At 69.2% G+C, this 18,804-nt stretch carries 17 protein-coding genes; 13 read left to right on the forward strand and 4 right to left on the reverse strand.

The features are described from left to right. The first annotated feature begins 61 nt into the window (after positions 1-61). The 8 genes from KCH48_RS41285 to KCH48_RS41320 all read left to right on the forward strand — a co-directional run bounded on the left by KCH48_RS41285 (position 62) and on the right by KCH48_RS41320 (position 7,614). On the forward strand, positions 62-751 hold the full coding sequence (locus tag KCH48_RS41285) for an HAD family phosphatase (RefSeq protein ID WP_210582786.1): 690 nt from the start codon (positions 62-64) through the stop codon (positions 749-751). 38 nt (positions 752-789) lie between these two features. After that, positions 790-2,007, forward strand: a complete 1,218-nt coding sequence (locus tag KCH48_RS41290; protein ID WP_210582787.1) for an MFS transporter — start codon at positions 790-792, stop codon at positions 2,005-2,007. Continuing rightward, complete coding sequence (locus KCH48_RS41295) at positions 1,958-3,133, forward strand: acetoin utilization protein AcuC (protein ID WP_210582788.1); 1,176 nt, start codon at positions 1,958-1,960, stop codon at positions 3,131-3,133. Before KCH48_RS41290 ends, KCH48_RS41295 begins: the two co-directional genes overlap by 50 nt. Before the next feature lie 630 nt (positions 3,134-3,763). Then, the gene (locus KCH48_RS41300; RefSeq protein WP_210582789.1) at positions 3,764-4,579 is read left to right on the forward strand and encodes a phosphatase; all 816 of its coding nucleotides are present in this window, start codon (positions 3,764-3,766) and stop codon (positions 4,577-4,579) included. Between the two features lie 133 nt (positions 4,580-4,712). Then, positions 4,713-4,922 carry a helix-turn-helix domain-containing protein gene (locus tag KCH48_RS41305; protein WP_016437488.1) on the forward strand — a complete coding sequence of 70 codons (210 nt, stop codon included), beginning with the start codon at positions 4,713-4,715 and terminating at the stop codon, positions 4,920-4,922. 155 nt (positions 4,923-5,077) lie between these two features. Beyond that, the gene (locus KCH48_RS41310; protein ID WP_003948845.1) at positions 5,078-5,176 is read left to right on the forward strand and encodes a 30S ribosomal protein bS22; all 99 of its coding nucleotides are present in this window, start codon (positions 5,078-5,080) and stop codon (positions 5,174-5,176) included. Between the two features lie 306 nt (positions 5,177-5,482). After that, positions 5,483-6,544: an NAD-dependent epimerase/dehydratase family protein gene (locus KCH48_RS41315; protein WP_210582790.1), complete on the forward strand. Its 1,062-nt coding sequence runs from the start codon at positions 5,483-5,485 to the stop codon at positions 6,542-6,544. Between the two features lie 14 nt (positions 6,545-6,558). After that, a complete protein-coding gene (locus tag KCH48_RS41320; RefSeq protein ID WP_210582791.1) occupies positions 6,559-7,614 on the forward strand; it encodes a lysophospholipid acyltransferase family protein in 1,056 nt (351 codons plus the stop codon). 92 nt (positions 7,615-7,706) lie between these two features. On the opposite strand, the gene KCH48_RS41325 is transcribed toward KCH48_RS41320, so the two are convergent. From KCH48_RS41325 to KCH48_RS41335, 3 genes are all read right to left on the reverse strand, one after another. Continuing rightward, positions 7,707-8,942: a DUF5667 domain-containing protein gene (locus KCH48_RS41325; protein ID WP_210582792.1), complete on the reverse strand. Its 1,236-nt coding sequence runs from the start codon at positions 8,940-8,942 to the stop codon at positions 7,707-7,709. 237 nt (positions 8,943-9,179) lie between these two features. After that, complete coding sequence (locus KCH48_RS41330; protein WP_210582793.1) at positions 9,180-9,953, reverse strand: ECF subfamily RNA polymerase sigma factor, BldN family; 774 nt, start codon at positions 9,951-9,953, stop codon at positions 9,180-9,182. Between the two features lie 360 nt (positions 9,954-10,313). Further along, positions 10,314-11,249, reverse strand: coding sequence for an HAD family phosphatase (locus tag KCH48_RS41335; RefSeq protein WP_210582794.1), 936 nt, complete (start codon positions 11,247-11,249; stop codon positions 10,314-10,316). 113 nt (positions 11,250-11,362) lie between these two features. On the opposite strand from KCH48_RS41335, the gene KCH48_RS41340 reads away from it, so the two are divergent. From KCH48_RS41340 to KCH48_RS41360, 5 genes are all read left to right on the forward strand, one after another. After that, entirely contained in the window at positions 11,363-11,635 is a 273-nt protein-coding gene (locus tag KCH48_RS41340; protein ID WP_210582795.1) for a glutaredoxin family protein, read from the forward strand. A 256-nt stretch (positions 11,636-11,891) separates the two neighbouring features. After that, positions 11,892-12,656, forward strand: coding sequence for a redox-sensing transcriptional repressor Rex (locus KCH48_RS41345; RefSeq protein ID WP_210582796.1), 765 nt, complete (start codon positions 11,892-11,894; stop codon positions 12,654-12,656). After that, positions 12,653-14,359, forward strand: coding sequence for a glutamyl-tRNA reductase (locus tag KCH48_RS41350; RefSeq protein ID WP_210582797.1), 1,707 nt, complete (start codon positions 12,653-12,655; stop codon positions 14,357-14,359). The genes KCH48_RS41345 and KCH48_RS41350 overlap by 4 nt, the downstream gene beginning before the upstream one ends. Then, a complete protein-coding gene (gene hemC, locus KCH48_RS41355) occupies positions 14,356-15,318 on the forward strand; it encodes a hydroxymethylbilane synthase (RefSeq protein ID WP_210582798.1) in 963 nt (320 codons plus the stop codon). The genes KCH48_RS41350 and hemC overlap by 4 nt, the downstream gene beginning before the upstream one ends. Further along, a complete protein-coding gene (locus KCH48_RS41360) occupies positions 15,315-17,021 on the forward strand; it encodes a bifunctional uroporphyrinogen-III C-methyltransferase/uroporphyrinogen-III synthase (protein WP_210582799.1) in 1,707 nt (568 codons plus the stop codon). The genes hemC and KCH48_RS41360 overlap by 4 nt, the downstream gene beginning before the upstream one ends. Positions 17,022-17,105: 84 nt before the next feature. Here KCH48_RS41360 and KCH48_RS41365 read toward each other — a convergent pair whose 3' ends face one another. Further along, positions 17,106-18,518, reverse strand: coding sequence for an FAD-binding oxidoreductase (locus KCH48_RS41365; RefSeq protein ID WP_210582800.1), 1,413 nt, complete (start codon positions 18,516-18,518; stop codon positions 17,106-17,108). Between the last annotated feature and the right edge of the window lie 286 nt (positions 18,519-18,804).

An 18,804-nucleotide genomic window follows, 5' to 3' on the forward strand; every position in this document is an offset into this window, starting at 1 on the left:
TCCCGTACCGATAACCGGTACGGGGGTTTTCTGCGTTTGGGGTCGGTTTAGGCTCGTAGGCATGCGCTATGACCTCGTGATCTTCGACAACGATGGAGTGCTCGTCGACAGCGAGCCCATCTCCAACAGGCTGCTGGCCGCTTATCTCACCGAGCTCGGGCATCCGACCTCGTACGAGGACTCCCTTCGCGACTACATGGGCGCCGCCATGCACCGCGTACACGATCTGGTGGAGGAGCGGACCGGGCGGCGGTTGCCGGCGGACTTTGATGATGTGTTTCATGCTCGGGTGTTCGCGGCGTTCGAGCGGGAGTTGAAGCCGGTGGACGGGGCCGTGGGGGTGCTCGAGAAGCTTGCGGGGGACGGGGTGCCGTACTGCGTGGCTTCGTCGGGGAGTCATGAGCGGATTCGGGTGGGGCATCGGGCGACCCGGTTGGACCGGTGGTTCGATGACGGGCGGATCTTCAGTTCGGAGGACGTAGGGCGGGGGAAGCCGGCGCCTGATCTGTTTCTGTACGCGGCCGAGCGGATGGGGGTCGTGCCGGAGCGGTGTGTGGTGGTGGAGGACAGTCCGTTGGGGGTGGAGGCGGCGGTTGCGGCTGGGATGGACGTGTATGGGTTCACCGCCATGACTCCTGTGGCGAGGCTGTCGGGGGCGACTCACGTGTTCGCCGGGATGGGGGAGTTGGCCGGACTGCTCGCCGCCGACGCCGCCTCCGGCAAACTTGAGGGAAATTCATCTTTGGCTTGATATACCCAGCGGTACGCTTGGGCCCTACGCTCGCCGCCATGACTGATGTGCTGCGGCGCGGTAGGGCCTCGTTGGCGTTCGGCTTCTTCGTTCAGGGTGTTGCCTTTGCGCTGCTCGTGACGCGCATCCCTGCCATCCAGGACCGGTACGGCGTCTCCGACGCGCTGCTGCCTGCCTTCCTGGCGGCGGTGCCGATTCTCGCCGGGGTGGGGAGTGTCACGACCGAGCGGCTGGTGAAGCGCATACGGCCCAGTGTGGTGTTGCGGTGGTCCCAGCCTGTGGTGCTCCTGGCGCTGCTCGGGGTCGGGGCCGGGGAGCGGACGGTCGAACTGGGCATCGCGCTGGCCGCGTTCGGGCTCGCCGTGGGGGCGCTGGACGCGTCGATGAACATGCTCGGGGTGAGTCTGCAGCGGTCGTACGGGCGCAGCATCATGCTCAGCTTCCATGCCGCGTTCAGCCTGGGCGGGATTCTCGGGGCCTCGCTCGCGTGGGTTGGGGCGCACTGGGATCTGGCGCTGTTCGTGTCGTATCTGCCGGTTGTGGTGGTGCTTCTGCCGGCGGCGCTGGTGGGGAGTCGGTGGTACGTCGACGGGGTGGCGGAGGGGAAAGGGGCGGACGTCGAGGGGGGTGGGGGTGGCGCCGTCGGCTTCAAGGTGCTGTTGCCGCTGTGTCTGGTGATGACCATCGCTTACATCGGGGACTCGACCGTCTCCAACTGGAGCGCGAAGTATCTGGAGGATGTGCTGGGGAGTTCGGAGGAGCTGGCCACCGTTCCGTACAACGTCTACATGGTGACGACTCTGGTGGGGCGGGCCCTCGGGGACTTCGGGGTGCGGCGGTTCGGGGCCGTGGTGGTCGTGCGGGGTGGGGCGGTGGTGGCTGCTGTGGGGTTTGCTGTGGTGGCTGTCGCGCCTGGGGCTTGGGTGGGGATGCTCGGGTTCACCTTGTTGGGGCTGGGGTTGTGTGTGCTGGTGCCGCAGACCTTTGCGGCGGCCGGGCGGTTGTTTCCCGGGGCTTCGGATGCGGCCGTCGCTCGGCTGAATGTTTTCAACTATGTGGGGTTCTTGATCGGTTCGCCGTTGGTGGGGGCGTTGGGGGATGCCTGGAGCTATCGCGGGGCGATGCTTGTGCCGATGGTGTTGGTGCTGGTGACGTTGGTGTACGCCCGGTCGTTCGAGGGTCAACCGGACCGATACGGTGGCGGGCATGAGCGGCCGCGCACAGCTGATGTGGGACGAGGCAGTAACGGGCTATGACTTCGGTCCGGAGCATCCGATGGATCCGGTTCGGCTTGCGCTGACCCGGGGGCTGGTGGGTGCGTTCGGGCTCGACCGGGATGTGGAGGTCGTGGCGGCGAAGCCTGCCGGGGAGTCGACGTTGCGGCTGGTCCATCGGGAGGATTACATCGCCGCGGTGAAGGCGGCGTCGGAGGATCCCGGGGCGGCGGACGGGTCGTACGGGATCGGGACGATCGATGATCCGGCGTTCGCCGGGATGCATGAGGCGTCCGCGTTGATCGCCGGGCAGTCGGTGGGGGCGGCGGAGGCTGTGTGGCGTGGGGATGTGCTGCATGCGGTGAACTTCGCGGGTGGGTTGCATCATGCGATGCCGGGGGGTGCGTCGGGGTTCTGCATTTACAACGACGCGTCGCTGGCTATTGCGCGGTTGCTGGAGCTGGGGGCTGAGCGGGTCGCGTATGTGGATGTCGATGTGCATCACGGGGATGGGGTGCAGGCGGCGTTCTGGGAGGATCCGCGGGTTTTGACGATTTCGCTGCATGAGCATCCTCGGACCTTGTTTCCGCAGACCGGGTGGGCTGAGGAGACGGGGGCGGAGGGGGTCGCTGAGGGGTCGGCGGTGAATGTGGCGTTGCCGGCGGGGACCGGGGATGCGGGGTGGTTGCGGGCGTTTCATGCGGTGGTGCCGGAGTTGATTGCGGACTTTCGGCCGGATGTGCTGGTGACTCAGCATGGGGCCGATACGCATTTCGAGGATCCGTTGGCTCATTTGGCGGTTTCGCTGGATGCGCAGCGGGCGGTGCAGGTTGCTTGTCATGAGTTGGCGCATGAGTACGCCGGGGGGAAGTGGGTCGCGTTGGGTGGGGGTGGGTACGCGGTGGTGGATGTGGTGCCGCGGTCGTGGACGCATCTGGTGGGGATTGCGGCTGGGCGGGCGGTGGAGCCTGAGGCGGTGATTCCTGAGGGGTGGCGGCGGGAGGTGTTTGCTCGTACGCGGCAGTTGGGGCCGGTGCGGATGACTGATGGGCGGTGGCCTGTGGGCTTTGCTGCGTGGGAGGCGGGGTACGACCCTGCGGATCGGTTGGATCAGGCGGTGTTGGCTACGCGGAGGGCTGTGTTTCCGTTGCGGGGGTTGTTGCCGTAGGGGTTTCGCCCCCGCCGCTCCTACCCGTCCCATCCTGAAGGGGCTCCGCCCCTTCAACCCCGCCAGGGGGCTCCGCCCCCTGAACCCCCCGCGGGGCTTCGCCCCTGCACCCCGGCCGGGCTTCGCCCCTGGACCCCCCGCGGGGCTTCGCCCCTGCACCCCGGCCGGGCTTCGCCCCTGGACCCCCCGCGGGGCTTCGCCCCTGCACCCCGGCCGGGCTTCGCCCCTGGACCCCCTGCGGGGCTTCGCCCCTGCACCCCATCGGCCTGCGGTCTCGTCCTGAAACGCCGGACGGGCTGGGGGCTGAGTGGCTCGACGTCGGCGGAGGGGCTGGGGGGCTGAGTGGCTCGTCGTCGCCGGACGGACCGGGGTGGTTGAGGGGGCTCGTCGTCGGCGGGGGCGGGTGTGGCTGTGGTGGTCTCGTCCTCGTGCGTCGGAGGGGCTGGGTGGGGCTGTGGCGGTCTCGTCCTCTAGCGCTGGATGGCTGGGTGTGGCTGAGGTGGGCTCGGCTTTGGGTGGTGGGTGGGCATTGTGGGGCAGGTGGCGCTGGGATGGGCCGCGCTACGCCAACTGTGCGGTCTTCCTCTGTTCCGCTGACGGCCATCACACGCGTCCGTCACCATCGCACCCGTGTTGAGTACCGGTGCACTGCGTGCGCATCTGTTGGCTGCTCGGTTGGCTGGGGTGGTGGCTACTTCTCGGGAGGAGAGTCTGCGGAGTTATCGGTTGTTTGCGGCTCGGGATCCTCGGGTTTTGATCGGGATTGATCCTGAGTGGGCTTGGGGGGTGCGGGAGTTGGTCGGGTTGATGGCGGAGAAGTGTGGGGTTTCAGCTGATTTGGGGTGTGTGGCCGGGCCTGATGTGATCGATCCGGAGCTGACTTTGGACGCGCTTGACGCCTTCGCCGATCGGGTCGGGGCCGTCGCGGAGCGTGGCGCGCCTGTGTTGTTCGGTACCGGACATCCGCACCGTCTGCTCGGGTTCTACGCGGCCTTGGCAGACGCTTTGTCGGCGGCGGGATGTGCCGTACTCACACCGGCGCAGGGTCGCTGTGTCGACATAACGACCCGGTTCGGTCTACGCACGTACAACCTTGACTACGTACGAGGAGTCGCGCTGATGCGAGAACCGGATGCCTTCCGCTCCGGTTGTGAGACCGGCGCACACACGCACTCACCACTCCCGGTTCGTACCGCGCTGGCGGCGGCGGCCGAGGCCGGCGGGCCGTTGCCCGAGTTGGTGATCGGGGATCACGGGTGGGTCTGCGGAGCAGGTCAGCTGGGGTTTGAGGCCATTGGTCTTGCGGATACCGATGACCCCGCGCTCTTCGTGGGGGAGGCCGAGGGGTCCGTGTCCGTCGCCGTTCCACTTGATGACGCTGTGCGGTCTGATTACTACCTGCCGCTTACCCGCTACGTACTCAATCGAGCGTGTCTGTCACAGTAGGCCGCCGATGGGTGCACCTCTTCCCCACTCGCATCACCCGCCCCTACATTGGGGAGTGAGCACGCAGCGACGAAGAGTCACCGGAAGGGGAAGCCGGTGGCCGTCGGTCGAGTGCGGAAGGTTCAGGTGTGTCATGGCTGCTGAGCAGAGGCCTCTGAGCGAGGTTCAGTTCCTTACCGTGGCGGAAGTCGCCTCGGTGATGCGAGTGTCGAAGATGACCGTGTACCGACTGGTGCACAGTGGTCATCTGCCTGCGATCCGGGTGGGGCGGTCCTTCCGCGTCCCCGAGAACGCGGTTCACGAGTACCTCCGCGAGAGCTACGTGGGGGTGGAAACCGCCTGACGACGGTGGTCCGGGGAGATCCTCAGGGCACCATTGGATCTGCCCGGGCCCCTCGATTACGACCTCAGCGCTCGGACGGGTAGGCTAGCCCCTCGTAGGTCGTATGGGCCCATGGCGCCCAAACGCCGAGTGATGAGAAGTGAGCGAGGGTAGTCGTGGGCTCTGTTATCAAGAAGCGGCGCAAGCGGATGGCTAAGAAGAAGCACCGCAAGCTGCTCAAGCGCACGCGCGTTCAGCGTCGCAACAAGAAGTAGTCCGCCCGTCCGCGAGGACGAGGACTACGGACGGCGCAGAAGACGTCGCGAGAGCGTGACCGTGGCCCCCCACCGCACCCGGTGGGGGGCCACGTGTGTCTCCACCGGACCAGGTGTGCCGTACGTACGCCTGTGTTTCACATGGCTTGGTCTGTTCGTACGTCTGTGGATGCCGTCACTTCGTGCATTGGGTGGTCATCACAGCGCAACATCGAGCCGCTAAGTTGGCGAGACACGGGGAACACGGCAGGGTAACGAGCAGCGGTGTGTCGGGGCAGGACGATTCCTGGAAGGAAGGCGCTGATCTTGGGGAAGGTCGTGCTCGTGACCGGAGTGGCCCGTCAGCTGGGGGGCCGGTTCGTACGACGGATCCAGCGTGACCCACAGGTGGACCGGGTGATCGCCGTGGACGCGGTCCCGCCCGCGCATCATCTGGGCGGCGCCGACTTCATCCAGGCCGACATCCGGCAGCCGACCATCGCGCGCGTTCTCGCCGAGACGGCCGCCGACACGGTCGTCCACATGGATGTGACGGCCACCGCGCTCGGCAGCGGCAGCCGGACGACGGTCAAGGAGACCAACGTCATCGGGACGATGCAGCTGCTGGGTGCCTGTCAGAAGTCGCCCAGCGTCAAACGGCTCGTCGTGAAGTCCAGTACGAATGTGTACGGGTCCGCGCCGCGCGATCCTGCCGTCTTCACCGAGACGACCCCGCCGAAGTCCCTGCCCAGCGGCGGCTTCGCGAAGGACACCGTCGAGGTCGAGGGGTATGTACGGGGCTTCGCGCGCCGGCGGCCGGACGTCGCCGTGTGTGTGCTGCGGTTCGCCAACATCCTCGGCCCCACCGCCGACACCCCGCTCGCCTCGTACTTCTCGCTGCCGATCCTGCCGACCGTGTTCGGCTACGACCCCCGGCTGCAGTTCGTGCACGAGGACGACGTGATCGACGTCCTGCGGATCGCCTCGCACGAGCCGGAGCGCGGCACCCTCAACAGCGGCACCTTCAACATCGCCGGCGACGGCGTCCTGCTGCTCTCCCAGTGCTCCAGGCGGCTCGGGCGGCCCACTCTGCCGCTGCTGCTGCCCGCCGTCACGTGGGCGGGCTCCGCGGTGCGTACGCTGGGGATGACGGACTTCTCGCCCGAGCAGATCCGGCTGCTGACCCACGGCCGGGTCGTGGCGACGGACCAGATGCGGGAGACGCTCGGATTCAAGCCGAAGTACACGACCGCCGAGACCTTCGCGGAGTTCGCGCGCAGTCACGGTCCCGGACTCCTGCCCCCGGAGGCCCTCGCGGGGGCTGTCGACCGGATCGCCGCGCTGCCCTTCCCGGGCAGCGGCCACCCCCCGACGCAGAGCGCCAACTGAGGAGCGCATCAACGATGGCGGACGCCAAGGTCATTCCGTTCGACGACGACCGGTCCCGCGGGAGCGCCGTACAGCGGCCGCCGCGGCGCCGGACCAGTTCGGGGAGCCGGCGCAAGAGCGGTGAATCCGCACTGGTCCGTGAGGTCCAGCCCCTGCCCGGGCGGGCGCTCGAGCAGGATGATGTCCCTGTGACGCGTGAGGAACAGCCGCCGCAGCGGCCCAAGGACGACGGCGGCCTGGAGCGGCGCATCGCGGGCGGCCTGGCCTTCCTGCGCCGCCGGCTGACGGGGGACTACGAGGTCGACGACTTCGGCTACGACGAGGAACTCACCGACCATGTCCTGATGTCCCTGCTGCGCCCGGTGTACGAGAAGTACTTCCGGGTCGAGGTGAAGGGCGTCGAGAACATCCCCACGGACGGCGGCGCCCTGATCGTCGCCAACCACTCCGGCACGGTCCCGATGGACGGCCTGATGATGCAGGTCGCCGTGCACGACCACCACCCGGCCGGCCGTCACCTGCGCCTCCTGGCGGCCGATCTGGTCTTCGTGCTGCCGGTGATCAACGAACTGGCCCGCAAGCTCGGCCACACCCTGGCCTGCGCCGAGGACGCCGAACGGCTGCTGGCCCAGGGCGAACTGGTCGGTGTGATGCCGGAGGGCTTCAAGGGCATCGGCAAGCCCTTCAGCGAGCGTTACAAGCTCCAGCGCTTCGGCCGCGGCGGCTTCGTCTCCACGGCACTGCGCCAGGGCACCCCGATCATCCCGTGCTCGATCGTCGGGGCCGAGGAGATCTACCCGATGATCGGCAACGCCAAGACCCTGGCCCGGGTGCTCGGCTTCCCGTACTTCCCGCTGACGCCGACCTTCCCGTGGCTCGGCCCGCTGGGCGCGGTCCCGCTGCCGACGAAGTGGACGATCCAGTTCGGCGAGCCGATCCTCACGGACGGCTATCCTCCGGAGGCGGCGGAGGACCCCATGCTGATGTTCAACCTGACCGACCAGGTCAGGGAACAGATCCAGCACACCCTCTACAAACTGCTGGTGCAGCGCCGCTCAGTCTTCTTCTGACGGTCTTCTTCTGGCCGAGGAAACGTTTGTACGACGACGGGGGCGCCCCTTGTGAGAAGGGCGCCCCCGTCGTCGTACTACTGCCGTGACCCCTACTCGACGTCCTCGCCTTCGATGCCGAGACCGGGCAGCAGGCCCGGGAGCAGCGGCGGAAGGGTGACGTCCGGCTCGGTGCTCGGGGTGCTGCTGCCGGACGGGGTGGCGGTGCCGGTGTTCTTCGGCGGGTCGAGCAGGCCGCCGGTGCTGCCGCCGAGGAGACCGTCGCTCTCGGTGTCGGATTCGGACGGCTTGCTGGGCTTGGTGTCGCCTGCGCCGCCACGGTCCGATGTGCCGCTGCCCGCGCTCGGCGGCGCGGACCGATCGGCGCCGGAGGAGCCGGTGGACGTAGATCCGGAGCCCTGCCGCTCACCGTCGCCGCCGCCCCCGTGGGTGGGAGGCTGCGGAAGCAGGGACTGCAGCGGGGCGACCTCTTCGTCTATGGCGTCGAAGACCGACGACACCTGCTCGCTGACGTCCCCCAGTTGCACGGGAAGCCGCTCGCGCAGCGCGCCCCAGGCGTCGCGGTGCGAACTCGAGAAGGTGGAGAGGGCCTGGATGGGGCCCAGGGACGCCGGGTCGCGCTCGTACGCCGCGCTCAGCAGGCGGTGGCCCTCCGAGGCGTCGTGCGTCATACCGGACAGGGCACGGCGGATCGCGCCGACCGACTCGTGGTCGAGCTGTCCGCTGCGGTCGCGCTCCATCAGGCGCCGGGCCTCGCTGAGCCTGGTCGAGGCCTGGTCGAGGTAGGAACGGCCGCGCTCGTCGTCCCCGTCGGCCAGGTAGTTGAGCTTGAAATCCTCTATGCCGCGCTTGAGCCCGTAGAGCGAGTCGCCGGGAAGCGCCTCGGAACTCGCGGCGGCGACGCCACCGAAGGCCCCGGCGGCCACTCCGACGCTGAGCCCGCCGGCGGTGAGCCCCTTGGCCAGCCGGGTGCGTGGCCGCAACTTGCCCAGCGGGCTCGCCCGATGGGTACCGCGCCCTCGATGGGACCGCTGCCCCGGCATCGCGGGCGCGGTCGCCCCGCCACCCACGGAACCCTCTTGGAGCATGGCCTCCATGGCGGCCACCAGCTGGGCCCGCTGGACGACCTTGACCTCGGGGTCCATCACCGGCTTGGGCAGCTCGCCGAGACCGGTCGTGAGGGCCAACAGGCGCCCTTGCTCGGTCTGTTCCGCAGCAGCCTCTGCCGGTGGTGCCTCTGACTGCTCGGCCGCCGGGCCCCGGTCGGACTCCTCCAGGGCCTGGGCGAAGGCGTTCGCCCGCCGGTGCGCCGATACGTTCGCGATCACTGGCGGCACCTCCTCTCGTCATGACGGTCGACTCCCCAGGGGGTCCTGAGGGTTGCACCCCCTGACCGAATCCACACGATCGAGTGATCGAAGACGGTCGGGGAGTGACCACAGGGAGCCTGCATCCCGCACAACGAGCGGCCCGGCACTTGGGTTACGGACGATGGATGATCCGACGGTGGAGTCAACGGAACGTCACTGTAGGTGAGTTGGAGATGGCTGAGCGTGTACGGGCGGTCAGCGGACGTCGTCCGGGAGGAGCCGGGCGAGTGTGCGGACGGCACGGTACTGGAGGGTCTTGATCGCGCCCTCGTTCTTGCCCATGACGCGGGCGGTCTCGGCGACGGAGAGGCCCTGCAGGAAGCGGAGCGTGACGCACTCCTGCTGCTGGGGATTGAGTCGGCGCACGGCATCGAGCAGTGCGGCGTTGGAGAGGGATTCGAGCACCGAATCCTCGGGCGAGCGCTCGACCTCATTGGCGTCGAGCATCTCCCCGGTGGTCACCTCCAGCCGGAACCGGCTGGACTTGAAGTGATCGGCGACGAGGTTGCGGGCGATGGTCACGAGCCATGCCCCGAAGTCCCGTCCCTGCCAGGTGAAGGTGCCGATTCTTCTCAGTGCCCGCAGAAAGGTCTCGCTCGTAAGGTCCTCGGCGGTCGCCTTACCTCCCACCCGGTAGTAGATGTACCGATAGACAGTGTCGCTGTACTGGTCGTAGAGACGCCCGAAGGCATCGGCCTCGCCGGCCTGCGCGCGTTCGACGAGGTCCATCATGCGGGCGCTGTCGCTGTCCGCGGCCGGGCGGCGAGCGGTGGTGGCACCGGCCGAACGCCCTCGTCTGCCGACGGCGGCGGTGCCGTCGGCAAGCGCGTAGCACGGGCCGACCGGCGCTGTGGCTACGGCGAGGGCGGGGACGGCGTACGCGGTGGGGACGAAGCCGCGCAACAGGTCGAGGACCGTTGCGCGCAGCGTAGCCAGGCCCGAGGCGTCAACCCCGACGTGTGGGTACACGGGACTCCCAGAGGCAGAGCTTCCATCACGTGCAGTGCGGGACCGTTCACCCGTCGTAGCGACGGAGGGGTACCGGATTGCGTCTGAGGAGAATAACGCTTCGTGCAGGCATTGCTACGCCCAGTTGCTCAAATCATCGATTCCGTCGCTTCTGTAACCGATTGACGGTCGATCAAGTGCCGCACAGTGACCGGTTGTTGATCGTGTGTGGTCGGGTTCCGGTCAGGAGCGGGGCGTGTTGTGGCCGTGTGCAGCCAACGGGACTGGGTGGGGTGGTGTGGGGGTACGACCACTGGATTGCCCGGCGTTCGGGCGTTGCGCGGCGTTGTGGCTGGGCGGGGGTGGGTCGCGCAGCTGGAGCTATCGCCTGCGGCGGCTCAGGGCGATTGCTGCTGCTGTGCCGCCTGCTACCGCGCCTACGCCGGCTGCTGCTGGGATGCCTACCTTCGCGGCCTTGCGGCCGGTGCGGTAGTCGCGGAGGCGCCAGTCGAGTTGGCGGGCGTGTTTGCGGAGCTTGGTGTCGGGGTTGATGGCGTAGGGGTGGCCGACGAGGGAGAGCATCGGGATGTCGTTGTGGGAGTCGCTGTAGGCGGCGCAGCGGGTGAGGTCGAGGCCTTCCGCCGCGGCCAGGGCGCGTACCGCCTCCGCCTTTGCCGGGCCGTGCAGGGGTTCGCCGACCAGCTTGCCTGTGTAGACCCCGTCCACCGACTCGGAGACCGTGCCCAGTGCGCCCGTGAAGCCCAGGCGGCGGGCGATCACCGTGGCGATCTCGACCGGGGCCGCGGTCACCAGCCACACCTTCTGGCCCGCGTCCAGGTGTGCTTGGGCGAGCGCGCGGGTGCCGGGCCAGATGCGGTCGGCCAGGTACTCGTCGTAGATCTCCTCGCCGATCGTCATCAGCTCGGCCACCCGGTGGCCCTTGACGATGGACAGGGCGGAGTCGCGGGCGTCCTGCATGTGCTCGGGGTCCTCGACGCCGGCCAGCCGGAACCATGCCTGCTGCCAGGCGAACTTCGCGAGATCGCGGGTCTCGAAGAACTTCCGCTTGTGCAGGCCCCGTCCGAAGTGGAAGAGCGCGGCGCCCTGCATCACGGTGTTGTCGAGATCGAAGAACGCGGCGGCCTTGTCGTCGCCGAGGACGGGGAACTCCGGTTCTCCCTTGTCCTTCTCGGCGGACGGCGGCGGTTCCTGCTCCTGCGTGGACTTGCGCGCGGCTTCCGCCGACGCCTCGCCTGCCAACACGCTCCGGGCGGTGGCGGAGCGCCTACGGGGAGTGAGCCATCCAAGAGCGGCCATGGCGTGAGCATAGCCAGTCTGTTCGGTGGTTCCGGAGTCGGGAGGTTTGGTGGCTGTGAACTCTCCGCGACCGTGCCGTTAAACCGTGGTCGTCGGGGCGCGAGAATGGCCGTATGAGTCCCATCTTCCGGCGGCCCGCCGCCCGTGCCCGGCTCGTCACTCTCATTCGCAAGCCCGGCTGCCATCTGTGTGATGACGCACAAGTGGTGGTCGAGAAGGTCTGTGCGGACCTGGGTGTTCCATGGGAGGAGAAGGACATCAGCCAGGACCCCCAACTCCATGACCAGTACTGGGAGCAGATTCCGGTCGTCCTGGTCGACGGGGAGCAGCACACGTTCTGGCGCGTGAACGAGGACCGGCTCCGCAAGGCTCTGGCCAAGCACTGACCGACCAGTCCAAGTCGGCCGGAAACTGGCTTAGGATCGACGGCGACCTGGTCTCGGGGGTGGGGATCGTTGAGGAGAGTGTTCGGTTTTGACCCCCGTGGCGGCCCGTGAGGAGCGGCGCGTGACCCCGGTCACGTTGGCCGGGCAAATCGGACACCATCTTTGTGCACGCGTTCACAAAGACATAGCCTGCTTTCGACGGGGCGGTCCAGGGACGTGTGACCGCCTGCAGCCCCGCTCTACCCGCAGGAGCACCGTGGCAACTGGCCGAACTCACCGACCGGCGACCCGTAGCCGAGGGATTCCCGAGGCCACCGTCGCCCGGCTTCCGCTGTACCTCCGCGCGCTGACCGCACTGTCGGAGCGCTCGGTCCCCACGGTCTCCTCCGAGGAGCTGGCGGCCGCGGCGGGGGTCAACTCCGCCAAGCTGCGGAAGGACTTCTCGTATCTGGGCTCGTACGGCACCCGTGGTGTCGGCTACGACGTCGAGTATCTCGTCTACCAGATCTCCCGCGAACTCGGCCTGACCCAGGACTGGCCTGTTGTCATCGTCGGTATCGGTAACCTCGGCGCCGCCCTCGCCAACTACGGCGGGTTCGCCTCCCGTGGCTTCCGGGTCGCCGCGCTCATCGACGCCGATCCGGAGATGGCCGGAAAGCAGATCGCCGGGATCACCGTCCAGCACAGCGACGACATAGAGCGGATCATCTCCGACAACGGCGTCTCGATCGGGGTCATCACCACCCCGCCCGGCGTCGCCCAGCAGGTCTGCGACCGGCTCGTCGCCGCCGGTATCACCTCCATCCTGAACTTCGCGCCGACCGTGCTGTCCGTCCCGGACGGCGTCGACGTACGCAAGGTCGACCTCTCCATCGAGCTGCAGATCCTCGCCTTCCACGAGCAGCGCAAGGCCGGCGAGGAGGCCGCGGCGGCCGAGAACGCCGGAGCGGTCGCCGCCGTGCGCGGCGAGTCCGCCGACAAGGGACCGGACGGGGACGTACCCGCCGTGATGCCGGCATGAGTCTCCTCGTCGTCGGGCTGAGTCACCGCAGCGCTCCGGTCAGCGTCCTGGAGCGGGCCGCGCTGTCCGCGGACGCCCAGATCAAGCTGCTGCAGGACACCGTCGCCGCCGAGCCGGCCACCGAGGCCGCCGTCCTGGCCACCTGCAACCGCATCGAGCTGTACGCGGACGTGGACAAGTTCCACGCGGGCGTCGCCGAGCTGTCCACGCTGCTCGCCCAGCACAGCGGGGTCGGCCTCGAGGAACTCACTCCTTACCTGTACGTGCACTACGAGGACCGGGCCGTCCACCACTTCTTCTCGGTGGCCTGCGGGCTGGACTCGATGGTCGTGGGCGAGGGCCAGATCCTCGGCCAGATCAAGGACTCCCTCGCGACGGCCCAGGAGCTGCACACCGCCGGCCGCCTGCTCAACGACCTGTTCCAGCAGGCGCTCAGGGTCGGCAAGCGCGCCCACTCCGAGACCGGCATCGACCGTGCGGGCCAGTCGCTTGTCAGCTTCGGCCTGGAGCAGCTGGCCGTCGGCAAGCCGGTCGACGGCTGGGCCCGCGGCAAGAAGGCCCTGGTGATCGGCGCGGGCTCGATGTCCTCGCTGGCCGCGGCGACGCTCGCGCGTGCGGGGGTCGCCGAGATCGTGATCGCCAACCGTACGTACGACCGTGCCGAGCGGCTCGCCGAGATCCTCGCCGAGGGGGACGACACGGGGGTGGTGGCCCGCGCGGTACCGATGGAGTCGGTGCCGGACGAGCTGACACGTGCCGATGTTGCCGTGTCGTGCACGGGGGCTACGGGGCTGGTGCTGGCGGCGGAGACCATTGCGGGGGCGCTGGAGGGCCGGGGGGGCGTTGCGCAGCCCGGCGTTGACGGGGTGCCGCCTGCGCCCACCCGTGCCGCCCCAAGCGGCACGACTGCCCGCAGCTTGGCGGGCGGCGACGAGAACTGTCCGCTTGATCTTGCCGCCGTGCAGCCCGGGTTCTCCCTCATGGGCGAGGCCGCCGTGGCCGGTATGGACGCGGCCACGCTGGAGCAGCACGCCACCTGGGTGGACAACGGCACGGTCGACCACCGGGAAGCCGCCCGCCGTGCCGAGGCCGACGCCGAGCTGATCACCGCGCTCGCCGCGACCGCGGCCACCGCCGGGCGGATCCCCGAGCGGCGCAGGCCCGAGCCGGTGGCGGTCGTGCCGCGGCCCGAGCCGGTGCTGTTCCTGCTGGACCTGGCGATGCCGCGCGACATAGACGCGGCCGTGCACCGGCTCGCCGGCGTGCGGCTGGTGGACATCGAGTCGCTGGCGGATGCCTCCGCGGACGCTCCGATGGCGGCCGACGTCGACCAGGTCCGCCGTATCGTCTCCGACGAGGTGACGGCATTCGGGGCGGCGCTGCGGGCGGCGCACATCACGCCGACCGTGGTCGCGCTGCGGACGATGGCCGCCGATGTCGTGGCCGGCGAGATCGCGCGTCTGGAGGGCCGGCTGCCCGGCCTCGACGACAAGTACCGGGCGGAGATCACACAGACCGTGCGGCGCGTCGTCGACAAGCTGTTGCACGCGCCGACCGTACGGGTCAAGCAGCTCGCGGCCGAACCCGGCGGCGCCGGGTACGCGGATGCTCTGCGGACCCTGTTCGACCTCGACCAGGAGACGGTGGCCTCCGTCTCGCGCGCCGAGGACAGCACCAGCAAGGAAGACCGAGGCTCGGCATGAGTGAGGACAAGGCACTGAGGCTGGGGACCAGGCGAAGCAAACTCGCCATGGCCCAGTCCGGGCAAGTGGCACAGGCCGTGAGCCAGGTGACCGGACGGCCCGTCGAGCTGGTCGAGATCACCACGTACGGCGATGTCTCCCGTGAGCAGCTCGCGCAGATCGGCGGCACGGGTGTCTTCGTGACGGCGCTGCGGGAGGCCCTGCTCAAGGGGGAGGTCGACTTCGCGGTTCATTCGCTGAAGGACCTGCCGACCGGGCAGCCGGACGAGCTGGCGCTGGCCGCCGTCCCCGAGCGTGAGGACCCGCGGGACGTGATCGTCGCTCGGGACGCGCTGAAGTTCACCGACCTGCCGCGCGGGGCGCGCATCGGTACGGGTTCGCCGCGGCGGATGGCCCAGCTGAACGCGTACGCCCGCACCCATGGGCTGGATATCGAGACGGTTGCGATTCGCGGGAACGTGGATACACGCGTGGGGTATGTGCGCGATGGTGAGCTCGATGCGGTGGTGCTGGCCGCGGCCGGGCTCAGCCGGATCGGCCGTATCGATGAAGTGACTGATTTTCTTTCGGTCGACACAGTTTTGCCCGCTCCCGGCCAGGGAGCACTCGCGATCGAATGTGCCGCGGACAACGCGGACCTGATCGCCGCGCTCGCGGAGCTCGACGACCCGTTCACGCGGGTCGCCGTGACCGCCGAGCGGTCACTGCTCGCCGCCCTGGAGGCCGGTTGCAGCGCACCTGTGGGTGCGCTGGCCGACCTTCTGGCCGACGGGCAGATTGTCAAGGAAATGCGCCTGCGCGGCGTCGTCGGCACGACCGACGGCTCGCGGATGGTGCAGTTGTCCACCACCGGTCCCGTGCCCGAGACGTACGACCAAGCAATGGCGCTCGGCCGTGAACTCGCGGCCGAGATGCTTGCCCAGGGCGCGGCCGGTCTGATGGGGGAGCGAGCACAGTGAGCCCCACCACTCTTCCCGCAGCCGGTCCTGAACACGGGCACGTCACCTTCCTTGGTGCCGGACCCGGAGATCCGGGACTACTGACTCTGCGCGCCGTCGAGGCGCTGGCGAACGCGGACGTTCTCGTCGCCGAGCACGAGGTGCTCGACGTCGTACGCGCTCATGCCAGATCGGGCGTCGCCGTCGTGAACACGGATCCGGGTCCTTCGTCGGACCCGCATCCGGGCACAGGCACGCCTCAACTAACGGTTGTTGACGGTCAGTCAACAACCGCTGGCGCCCCCGCCGTGCGGGATGCCGCACATCTTGTCATGGAGGCCGCGCGGGGCGGCAGGCGGGTCGTGCGTGCGGTCTCGGGGGACCCGGGACTGGATACGTACGCCGCCGAGGAAATGCTCGCCTGCGCCGCCGCGGGTGTTCCGTTCGAGGTCGTGCCGGGTGTCGCGGCCGCCGTCGGGGTGCCCGCGTACGCCGGTGTTCCGCTGCGGGACGCGCAGGGCGCCGATGTGCGGTTCGTGGATGCGCGGACCGCGTCGGAGCGGTGCTGGACGGAGGTCGGTGCGTCGGACGGCACGGTGGTTGTGTCGACGACGCTGGAAACCGTGGCCGCGGCTGCGGGTGAGCTGGTGTCCGCCGGGCGTAAGCCCGATACGCCGATGACGGTCACGGTCGCCGGTACGACCACTCGGCAGCGGACGTGGACCGCCACGCTGGGGACCATCGCGCAGACGCTGAAGCAGGCGAAGGTGCTGCCCTCGCCCGAGGGCGCGCGGCCCGTGATAGCCGTGGTCGGGGAGCGTTCCGCCGCGGCTCAGCGTGAGCAGCTGTCGTGGTTCGAGTCCAAGCCGTTGTTCGGCTGGAAGGTGCTCGTTCCGCGTACGAAGGAGCAGGCGGCGTCGCTCTCCGACCAACTGCGGTCGTACGGGGCCGTGCCGCACGAGGTGCCGACGATCGCCGTCGAGCCGCCGCGGACGCCTCAGCAGATGGAGCGGGCGGTCAAGGGGCTGGTGACCGGGCGGTACGAGTGGATCGCTTTTACGTCCGTGAATGCGGTCAAGGCCGTGCGCGAGAAGTTCGAGGAGTACGGGCTCGATGCGCGGGCCTTTGCGGGGATCAAGGTTGCCGCGGTGGGGGAGCAGACCGCGAAGGCGTTGGTCGCGTTTGGTGTGAAGCCGGATCTGGTGCCGAGTGGGGAGCAGTCGGCGGCGGGGTTGCTTGAGGACTGGCCGCCGTATGATCCCGTTTTTGATCCCATTGACCGGGTGTTTCTGCCGCGGGCCGACATCGCTACCGAGACGTTGGTGGCGGGGTTGATTGAGCTTGGGTGGGAGGTTGACGACGTGACGGCTTATCGGACCGTGCGGGCGTCGCCGCCGCCTGCGGAGACTCGGGAGGCGATCAAGGGGGGCGGGTTCGATGCGGTGCTGTTCACGTCTTCTTCTACGGTGCGGAATCTGGTCGGTATTGCCGGGAAGCCGCACAACGTGACGGTGATCGCTTGTATCGGGCCTGCTACGGCCAAGACCGCTGAGGAGCATGGGCTTCGGGTGGATGTGATGGCTCCGGAGCCGTCTGTGCACAAGTTGGCTGAGGCGTTGGCGGACTTTGGGATGCGGCGGCGGGCTGCGGCGTTGGAGGCGGGGGATGCGGTGACTCGGCCTAGTGAGCGGCGGCCTGGCGCTCGGCGGAGGCGTACGACGTAGCTCCGCGATGGGCTGGCTATCGTCTGCGGGCCCGTTGTGGCTGGTCGCGCAGTTCCCCGCGCCCCTTCGGGGCGCGGAGACCGCTTAGGTAGGCGTTGCGGGCACCGTATGGCCGTAGCGTAGGAGGTTTTTGGGGTCGTAGGTGGCCTTGTCTTGGCGTAGGCGGTTGTAGACCTCGGGGGTCCAGGCTCGGGCTCGGTCGGATTCGTTGCCGGGGGTGCCGTGGATGTTGACCATGGAGCGGCCGGTGCCGTAGGGGGCCATGGCGGTGTTGAGGGCGGTCGTGGCTGTTTCAACGGCCTCGGCCGCTTCGGGGTTGGGGACTACGGCGACTGTTTCCAGTAGGTGGCTTGCGTCGCGGGCGCAGATCGCGTCCTCTGTGGCGGTCGTGCGGGCCAACGCGCCTCCCATGTGGCGGAGTTCGACTATCAGCAGGGGGTAGTCGGGGGGTGCGGCTGGGCCTGCGTGTGCCAGCAGGGTGTCGACGGCTTCAGGGGTGAGGTCGGCCAGTAGGGCGCACGACTCCCTTGCGGGGAGCGGGTCCTGGGGTTCCGCGTAGATCGAGTCCACGTCGGTGTAGTCCATTTCGTCGACCGTGTCGAACACGACGGGGGCGGCGGAACGGACCGGGTCGAGGAGGCGTTGGCCGTCGGCCGGGTCGCCGGTCCAGGCGATCGCCACTCGGGCCCAGAAGCGGCCGCGCAGGGGTTCGGGGATCGCCGGGAGCGGGGGGAGGCGGAGGAGCGTGAACGCCGAGCACATCTGGGTGGGGACGGTGGTCGTCCAGTCGGCCCAGGCTCGGAGGAGGGGTTCCGCGTGGTCGCCGGCGCAGTAGATGCCGCCGCCGAGGATGCGGGTCAGGGGGATCAGGTCGGTCACCAGTGAGGTGACGACGCCTACGTTGCCCTTGCCGCCGCGCAGGGCCCAGAACAGTTCCGGTTCGTGGGTCGCGTCCGTTTTGCGGAGGGTGCCGTCGGGGGTGACGACGTGGAAGGAGCGGACCAGGTCGGAGGCGTATCCGTAGGCGCGGCCGAGGACCGGGAGGCCGCCGCCGAGGGTGTAGCCGATCACGCCGGCGTCTGTGGAGGAGCCGTTGAGGGCGGCGAGGCCGTAGGGGGCGGCGGCGTCCAGGACGTGGCGCCATTTCGCGCCCGCGGCGATGGTTGCGGTGCGTTGGGTCGGGTTGATCTGTACGTGCGTCATGCGGGACGTGTTGATCAAGAGGCCGTTGTCGATCGGGAAGTTGGCGCCGTGGCCGGTGCCCTGGACTGCTACGGGGGTGTCTGTGGCCGCGGCCCAGCGCATCGCGGCGACTATGTCGCCGGGGGTGGTGGCGCCGACGACCACGTCCGGGATGTGGCGGGCGGACAGGTTGAAGCCGGTGACTTCGTCGGCGTAGCCGTCGTCCGTGGGGCGTAGGACCGGGCCGAGGATGTCGGAGAGGGCGAACAGGTCGGGGGTGTCGTGGGGGTGGTGCGGGTGGTGGGCGGTCGTCATGGGGTCCTCCCCGTCGGGGTGCTCGGGGGGCTGGGTGGCTCAGGGGGCTTGTTCTCTCAGCTTGGACCCGCGGGTCGTGGGGCGCATTCGGGGGATGCGGGGTGCCTCCCGGCGGGGGGGCGGGGTGGGGGGGGGGGGGGGGCGGGGGGGGGGGGGGGGCGGGCGGGCGGGGGGGGGGGGGGGGGGGGGGGGGGGGGCGCGGGGGGGGGGGGGGGGGGGGGGGGGGGGGGGGGGGGGGGGGGGGGGGGGGGGGGGGGGGGGGGGGGGGGGGGGGGGGGGGGGGGGG

The organism is Streptomyces sp. GESEQ-4 (assembly GCF_017948455.1).
Classification (GTDB): Bacteria; Actinomycetota; Actinomycetes; order Streptomycetales; family Streptomycetaceae; genus Streptomyces.